Origin of the sequence: Vibrio cincinnatiensis DSM 19608 (assembly GCF_900167345.1) — a bacterium.
GTDB lineage: Bacteria > Pseudomonadota > Gammaproteobacteria > Enterobacterales > Vibrionaceae > Vibrio > Vibrio cincinnatiensis.
The window spans coordinates 178,510-185,712 of the sequence record NZ_FUXB01000004.1; the positions used below are offsets into that span (position 1 = coordinate 178,510).

General features: G+C 45.4%; 6 protein-coding genes and 9 tRNA genes. 14 read left to right on the forward strand and 1 reads right to left on the reverse strand.

From position 1 onward, the window contains the following. Nucleotides 1–22 precede the first annotated feature (22 nt). Nucleotides 23–1,282, reverse strand: a complete 1,260-nt coding sequence (gene hemA, locus B5D54_RS05020; RefSeq protein WP_078925396.1) for a glutamyl-tRNA reductase — start codon at nucleotides 1,280–1,282, stop codon at nucleotides 23–25. 289 nt (nucleotides 1,283–1,571) lie between these two features. On the opposite strand from hemA, the gene lolB reads away from it, so the two are divergent. The 14 genes from lolB (at nucleotide 1,572) to B5D54_RS05090 (ending at nucleotide 7,197) form a co-directional block, all read left to right on the forward strand. After that, nucleotides 1,572–2,189 carry a lipoprotein insertase outer membrane protein LolB gene (gene lolB / locus B5D54_RS05025; protein WP_078925397.1) on the forward strand — a complete coding sequence of 206 codons (618 nt, stop codon included), beginning with the start codon at nucleotides 1,572–1,574 and terminating at the stop codon, nucleotides 2,187–2,189. Continuing rightward, nucleotides 2,182–3,054 carry a 4-(cytidine 5'-diphospho)-2-C-methyl-D-erythritol kinase gene (ispE, locus tag B5D54_RS05030; RefSeq protein ID WP_078925398.1) on the forward strand — a complete coding sequence of 291 codons (873 nt, stop codon included), beginning with the start codon at nucleotides 2,182–2,184 and terminating at the stop codon, nucleotides 3,052–3,054. Before lolB ends, ispE begins: the two co-directional genes overlap by 8 nt. A gap of 29 nt (nucleotides 3,055–3,083) precedes the next feature. After that, nucleotides 3,084–4,028 (forward strand): ribose-phosphate pyrophosphokinase, encoded by a 945-nt coding sequence (locus tag B5D54_RS05035; RefSeq protein WP_078925399.1) that lies wholly within the window; start codon nucleotides 3,084–3,086, stop codon nucleotides 4,026–4,028. A 147-nt stretch (nucleotides 4,029–4,175) separates the two neighbouring features. Then, entirely contained in the window at nucleotides 4,176–4,766 is a 591-nt protein-coding gene (pth, locus tag B5D54_RS05040) for an aminoacyl-tRNA hydrolase (RefSeq protein ID WP_078925400.1), read from the forward strand. Nucleotides 4,767–4,777: 11 nt separating this feature from the next. After that, a complete protein-coding gene (gene ychF, locus B5D54_RS05045) occupies nucleotides 4,778–5,869 on the forward strand; it encodes a redox-regulated ATPase YchF (RefSeq protein WP_078925401.1) in 1,092 nt (363 codons plus the stop codon). A 292-nt stretch (nucleotides 5,870–6,161) separates the two neighbouring features. Next, nucleotides 6,162–6,238, forward strand: a tRNA-Met gene (locus tag B5D54_RS05050). A 38-nt stretch (nucleotides 6,239–6,276) separates the two neighbouring features. Further along, nucleotides 6,277–6,361, forward strand: a tRNA-Leu gene (locus B5D54_RS05055). A 39-nt stretch (nucleotides 6,362–6,400) separates the two neighbouring features. Continuing rightward, nucleotides 6,401–6,475: transfer RNA gene (locus B5D54_RS05060), tRNA-Gln, on the forward strand. A 79-nt stretch (nucleotides 6,476–6,554) separates the two neighbouring features. Beyond that, a tRNA-Met gene (locus B5D54_RS05065) sits at nucleotides 6,555–6,631 on the forward strand. A gap of 44 nt (nucleotides 6,632–6,675) precedes the next feature. Further along, nucleotides 6,676–6,760, forward strand: a tRNA-Leu gene (locus B5D54_RS05070). Between the two features lie 25 nt (nucleotides 6,761–6,785). Next, nucleotides 6,786–6,870: transfer RNA gene (locus tag B5D54_RS05075), tRNA-Leu, on the forward strand. A 37-nt stretch (nucleotides 6,871–6,907) separates the two neighbouring features. Then, nucleotides 6,908–6,982 (forward strand) — tRNA-Gln (locus tag B5D54_RS05080). A 40-nt stretch (nucleotides 6,983–7,022) separates the two neighbouring features. Beyond that, a tRNA-Leu gene (locus B5D54_RS05085) sits at nucleotides 7,023–7,109 on the forward strand. A 13-nt stretch (nucleotides 7,110–7,122) separates the two neighbouring features. Continuing rightward, nucleotides 7,123–7,197 (forward strand) — tRNA-Gln (locus B5D54_RS05090). Nucleotides 7,198–7,203 lie beyond the last annotated feature (6 nt).

Below are 7,203 nucleotides of genomic sequence, written 5' to 3' on the forward strand. Positions count from 1 at the left end.
AATATAGGTAAGGAATCAAGAATTATTGTAGGTCATCAAGACCCAAACTTTGTCTGATAATGGCCAGCTTAGCTGGCTCCCCCTGCTCGGCAGCCATTTGCAACGCTCGAGTTGGAGTGTGAATAAGTTTATTCGTCAATTTATTACTAAGCTCAATCAGCAGTTTCTCAGCATCGCCACCTGCGGCCAACGCTTGCAAGCTTCTACTCAACAGATCTTCACGTATCTCATTCGCGGCTTTGCGATAATCCCGAATACTATCAACGGCCTGTAAAGAGCGTAACCAGCTCATGAAGTCCGCGCTTTCTTCGCTGACGATGACTTCAGCTTGAATCGCCTCGATTTTTCGCTGTTGTATATTGCTATCAACAATTGACTGCAAATCATCCACAGAATAAAGGTAGGCATCATCCAAATTACCAACCTGAGGCTCTATATCACGGGGAACCGCAATATCAATCAACAGAATCGGTTGATGACGGCGAACTTTAAGAGCGCTTTCTACCATCCCTTTCCCGATAATAGGCAATGGGCTTGCTGTAGAGCTGATTACAATATCCGCATGAATTAAATAATCGGGAATTTCATTGAGTGTAATAACTTCGGCATCAAAGCCTTGCGCTAACACCTTTGCTCGCTCAAGAGTTCGGTTCGCAACAATCATCCGTTTACAGCGATGCCCTGCTAAATGCTTCGCTACCAGCTCGATGGTTTCTCCCGCGCCAACCAGTAAAACCGTGGCATCAGAAAGCGATTCAAAAATGTGTTTAGCCAAAGTACAAGCAGCATAAGCGACTGAAACGGCATTTCCACCAATGTCTGTTTCTGTACGCACCCGCTTAGCAACGGAAAACGCTTTTTGGAATAGCTTTTCTAACGCTGAATCCACCATGCGGCTCTCTTTTGAGTCCGCATATGCTTGCTTCACCTGCCCGAGAATTTGAGGTTCCCCTAAGACCAATGAATCTAAACCACACGAGACTCGCATCAGATGGCGAATCGCCGCTTGTTCTTCATGAATATATAGGCTGGGTTTTAATTCCTCAGGGTTGACCTGGTGAAACTGCGATAACCATTCAATCAGTTTATTCTTACTGGCCGCTTTTACATCACAATAAAGCTCTGTACGGTTACAAGTCGACAGGATCACACTCCCGTTGACATAAGGATGATTTGAGAGATCACGCAGCGCTTCAGACAATTTATCCGGTCCAAAGGCCACTTTTTCTCGTAACTCAACCGAAGCCGTATTGTGATTGATACCAATAGCAAGCAAGGACATCTATCGAGGGTTCTCAGGTAAGAAATGGATTAAGCGACGAATTTTACTTGATGCACCTAGTGATTGAAAGAGCTAGGGGGATTTGTTTTCCTGAGTTCGTGATATCAGTGATATAGTAAAGGCGACTTTCACGTTCAAAACACGTAAAGTAACAACGGCGAAGAAGAGCGAGGATCACACGAAACTTCACGCAACGGATGTGGCTAAGTTGTGTGTTCGCCGCCAACAAAACCCTCACTGCATATACAATGCGGTTACGTCAATTAAATGGATCAATAACGAGCATACCATGAGCACTAAGCCACGTATTTTCCTGCTGTTTTTTTTCATTGCTAGCTTAGCGGGCTGTAGCAGTATTTCACCACCGTTCAGCGATGTGAAATGGCAAACCCACCAAGCCCAACTGAGTCAAATTAAACAATTTCAGTTGGTAGGGAAATTAGGTTATCGCTCACCAGAGCAACGTCAATCGCTCAATTTTCAGTGGCAAACAAGCCCCACAGGAACTCAGTTAAGGCTCACCACTTTTCTAGGGCAGACGGTTTTAAACTTATCCATCGATGAGCACGGAGCTCAAGTTCAAACCCGTGACGATCAGCGCTATCGAGCAAGCAGCGCTCAGCAGTTAGTGCAACAGTTGACAGGATTGGATATTCCCATTGAATTATTGCAAGACTGGATATTAGGGCTACCATCCCAAGCCGATCAATTTGAACTCAATAGTCATAACACACTGGCTTGGTTAGATAAAACGACGGAGCAGCAGCATTGGCACGTGAATTACCAACAATACCGCGAATACCAATGGCAAGGAGTGATGCTCCCTTTGCCTGATAAGCTCACCCTGTCTCAAGAAACAACTTCCATTAACCTAGTGATTTCAAAATGGACATTAACCCATGAATGAACACTCGACAACATGGCCCTCTCCAGCCAAACTTAATCTCTTTCTCTACATCACCGGACAGCGTTCCGATGGTTACCATGAATTACAGACTCTATTTCAATTCCTTGATTATGGAGATGAAATCACCCTTTGTATCCGTTCGGATGGCCTCATTCATCTCACTCCAGAATTACCAGGGGTAGCTGAGCAAGACAATCTGATTTGGAAAGCGGCAAAAGCCCTTCAACAACAAACCGGCTGCTCATTAGGCGCTCATATCCAACTCACTAAACGACTACCGATGGGAGGAGGAATTGGAGGTGGGTCATCGAACGCAGCAACTGTGTTAGTGGCTCTGAATCATTTATGGAAAACCGGGCTAACCGATGAACAGCTCGCAAGCATCGGACTCACTTTAGGGGCTGACGTCCCTGTTTTCATTCACGGTAAAGCAGCTTTTGCTCAAGGCGTTGGAGAACAACTGCGTCCTGTTACCCTTGATGAAAAATGGTATCTCGTTGTTCGCCCCAATGTCAGTATTGCCACGAAAGATATTTTTACTCATCCTGATTTACCCAGAAACACGCCAAAGCGAGATTTAGCAACACTCTTTGCCAACAAATACGAAAACGATTGCGAAAAAATTGTCCGAATACTTTACCCAGAGGTTGATAAGCAACTTTCATGGCTGCTACAATACGCGCCGTCAAGATTGACCGGGACGGGGTCTTGTGTTTTTGCTGAGTTTGTGAGCAAGAAAGACGCCGATGCTGTCCTTGCCAAGCTCCCTGACAACGTCTCAGCATTTGTGGCCCAAGGGCGCAATGTATCACCGCTAAAAGAGACACTGGCTGACCACCAATCAGCCTACACCCAACCTAATTAAAAACTGGACGCAACCCTGAGGTTTCCACCGTGCCTGATATGAAGCTATTTGCTGGTAACGCCACACCTGAACTAGCCCAACGTATTGCTGATCGTCTATACATCTCCCTTGGTGATGCTACTGTTTCACGTTTCTCTGATGGAGAAGTGGCAGTGCAGATCAACGAAAATGTTCGTGGTAGCGATGTATTTATTATTCAATCGACTTGTGCCCCAACCAATGACAACCTAATGGAATTGGTAGTAATGATTGATGCAATGCGCCGCGCTTCAGCAGGCCGTATTACTGCCGTTATTCCCTATTTTGGTTATGCTCGCCAAGATCGCCGAGTGCGTTCTGCCCGTGTGCCCATTACTGCAAAAGTTGTTGCAGATTTTCTTTCTAACGTGGGCGTTGACCGCGTGTTAACCATTGACTTACACGCAGAGCAAATCCAAGGCTTTTTTGATGTACCTGTTGATAATATTTTCGGTACACCTGTGCTATTGGAAGATATGAAAGCACGTAATTTAGAAGATCCCGTTGTGGTTTCTCCTGATTTGGGTGGTGTCGTTCGTGCTCGTGCAACCGCAAAAGCACTGGGTGATATTGATATTGCTATCGTCGATAAACGCCGTCCTCGTGCTAACGTCTCTGAAGTTATGAACCTCATCGGTGATGTTGAAGGGCGCGACTGTGTCATTGTTGATGACATGATTGACACTGGTGGCACTTTATGTAAAGCGGCTGAAGCACTCAAAGAACGCGGAGCTAAACGGGTATTTGCTTATGCAACTCACGCTGTTTTCTCTGGTAATGCCGCGAAAAACATCAAAAATTCCGTACTTGATCAAGTCATTGTTACCGACTCCATCACTTTATCTAAAGAAATGGCGGCAACAGGAAAAGTTTCTCAGTTAACACTATCCAGTATGCTGGCTGAAGCTATTCGCCGTATCAGCAACGAAGAGTCTATCTCAGCGATGTTTAACTAATCACCGGATTCACCTCTTGCTGTTATTACGCCCCATCGATGATGGGGCGTTTTATTTCGTCACGAGCCTCATCAGGTGCTCCCTCGCCCTATTACACTTTTCTATGCTATCATACTGCGCTTTTTCGTTTCCGAAGGGATCCTAGCCTTGAGTCAACCAATTAAATTACTTGTCGGACTGGCCAATCCGGGACCAGAGTACGCAAATACTCGGCACAATGCTGGTGCATGGGTGGTAGAAGAACTGGCTCGAGCCCACCACTGCGTACTAAAAAGTGAACCAAAGTTTTTTGGTTTAACGGGCCGAATCATGGTTAATGGTGAAGATCTACGTTTACTGATCCCCACTACTTTTATGAACTTATCTGGTAAAGCCGTTGCCGCTATAGCGAAGTTTTACCAAATCAATCCAGAGCAGATCATGATCGCACATGATGAACTTGATCTCCCCCCTGGTATTGCCAAGTTTAAACAAGGTGGTGGACATGGCGGTCACAATGGCTTAAAAGACACCATCAATAAACTAGGCAACAATAAAGAATTTTACCGTCTTCGAATTGGCATTGGTCATCCGGGACATAAAGATAAAGTAGCAGGCTATGTGCTAGGCAAAGCTCCTAGCAAAGAGCAAGAGTGCATACTAGCTGCGGTCGATGAATCTGTTCGTAGCCTAGATATTTTACTCAAAGATGGCCTAACAAAAGCGCAAAATCGCTTACACACGTTCAAAGCTGAATAAGGTTACAAAGCATGGGTTTTAAATGTGGCATTGTCGGTTTACCTAACGTTGGTAAATCCACACTCTTTAATGCACTAACAAAAGCAGGTATTGAAGCGGCAAACTTTCCGTTTTGTACTATCGAACCAAATACCGGTGTGGTTCCGGTTCCAGATCTACGTCTTGACGCGCTTTCAAAAATTGTTAATCCGCAGCGCGTTCTACCAACGACAATGGAGTTTGTGGATATTGCCGGCCTTGTAGCTGGCGCTTCCAAGGGTGAAGGCTTAGGAAATAAATTCTTAGCTAATATCCGAGAAACCGATGCCATTGGCCATGTTGTACGTTGTTTCGAAAATGAAAATATCGTGCATGTCGCCGGCAAAGTATCGCCGCTTGAAGATATTGAAGTCATCAACTTAGAGCTGGCTCTCGCCGACCTAGACAGTTGTGAACGTGCCATCCAGCGTCAAGCAAAACGAGCTAAAGGCGGAGATAAAGACGCGAAGTTCGAACTAACCGTGTTGGAAAAATTACTGCCGGTTCTGACTGAAGGTGGTTCAGCTCGTTCAGTATCACTGACAAAAGAAGAGCTGGCCGCGGTAGGCTATCTAAACTTCTTAACGCTTAAGCCCACCATGTATATTGCCAACGTCAATGAGGAAGGATTTGAAAATAACCCTTATCTCGATGCGGTTCGTGAGCATGCAGCCAAAGAGCAAGCCTCTGTTGTAGCCGTCTGTGCTGCGATTGAATCAGAATTGTCTGAATTAGAAGATGCAGAACGTGATGAATTTTTAGCCGATTTAGGTATTGAAGAACCGGGATTAAACCGAGTCATTCGCTCTGGTTACGAACTGCTGGATTTACAAACTTACTTTACAGCAGGAGTCAAAGAAGTTCGCGCTTGGACCATTCCTGTGGGTGCTACCGCTCCACAAGCGGCGGGTAAAATCCATACCGACTTTGAACGAGGATTTATTCGCGCCGAAGTGGTCGGCTATGATGACTTTATCCAATACAATGGAGAAAGTGGCGCTAAAGAAGCGGGTAAATGGCGTCTAGAAGGGAAAGATTACATTGTCAAAGATGGCGATGTCATCCACTTCCGCTTTAACGTCTAAACCTCTTTTTAAGTAAGAAAGCCAACCTCGCGTTGGCTTTTATCGTTCATATATTGCGCAAAAAATGAAAAATAGTATCGAGTTAAAAGTAATAATATTGTCGTGTTAACACCCGTTTTTGATCAGAAACAGCGCTCTTTGTTTAAAAAAAACTCGAACGGCTGATTTCAGCGAATTTATTCAAAAAAACTATTGACGCTCTGAGACCATATCCGCATAATGCGCACCGTTCTCAGCGATAAGGCAACCCATCACTGAAAACAGCAATAGGTCGATAAAACACTGTTGTTTTGGCTACGTAGCTCAGCTGGTTAGAGCACATCACTCATAATGATGGGGTCACAGGTTCAAATCCCGTCGTAGCCACCATTTCCTAAGCACTCTTTTTTAGAGTATTTAGGAAACATGCGGAAGTGGCGAAATTGGTAGACGCACCAGATTTAGGTTCTGGCGCCGCAAGGTGTGAGAGTTCAAGTCTCTCCTTCCGCACCATAATTAAGTCACGCTTTTTCATTAAAGCATGACGGCTGTAGGTCTATCGCCAAGCGGTAAGGCAGCGGCTTTTGATGCCGCCATTCCCTGGTTCGAATCCAGGTAGACCTGCCATAATTCTTTAAGTTTCAATATGTAAAAACTATTGGAACTCATAGCGAGATTGTATTATAGTTTCTCGCTCTGAAAAGATGGCTACGTAGCTCAGCTGGTTAGAGCACATCACTCATAATGATGGGGTCACAGGTTCAAATCCCGTCGTAGCCACCATTATTTTACGTTATTCTCATTATAATAACGTTTGATACCGAGACGCGGAAGTGGCGAAATTGGTAGACGCACCAGATTTAGGTTCTGGCGCCGTAAGGTGTGAGAGTTCAAGTCTCTCCTTCCGCACCATTGTCTCGTTATCAATAAAATATTTGCGGAAATGGCGAAATTGGTAGACGCACCAGATTTAGGTTCTGGCGCCGCAAGGTGTGAGAGTTCAAGTCTCTCTTTCCGCACCATATTTAAAGGGCGTAGTTGGTAATTATTCCCTGCTGTAGGTCTATCGCCAAGCGGTAAGGCAGCGGCTTTTGATGCCGCCATTCCCTGGTTCGAATCCAGGTAGACCTGCCAACTTATTTAAGTCAATACTGTCAAGGCATTCACTGAATTTGCGGTGGTGGCGGAATTGGTAGACGCGCTAGCTTCAGGTGCTAGTGTCCGTTAGGACGTGAGGGTTCAAGTCCCTCTCTCCGCACCAAGTTCAGTATTACAGGTCTATCGCCAAGCGGTAAGGCAGCGGCTTTTGATGCCGCCATTCCCTGGTTCGAATCCAGGTAGACCTGCCATTTACA

Coding starts and splice junctions, on each gene's coding strand:
- ispE (WP_078925398.1), top strand. CDS start 2,182: ATGAATGAACACTCGACAACATGGCCCTCTCCAGCCAAACTTAATCTC.
- ychF (WP_078925401.1), top strand. CDS start 4,778: ATGGGTTTTAAATGTGGCATTGTCGGTTTACCTAACGTTGGTAAATCC.
- hemA (WP_078925396.1), bottom strand. CDS start 1,282: ATGTCCTTGCTTGCTATTGGTATCAATCACAATACGGCTTCGGTTGAG.
- lolB (WP_078925397.1), top strand. CDS start 1,572: ATGAGCACTAAGCCACGTATTTTCCTGCTGTTTTTTTTCATTGCTAGC.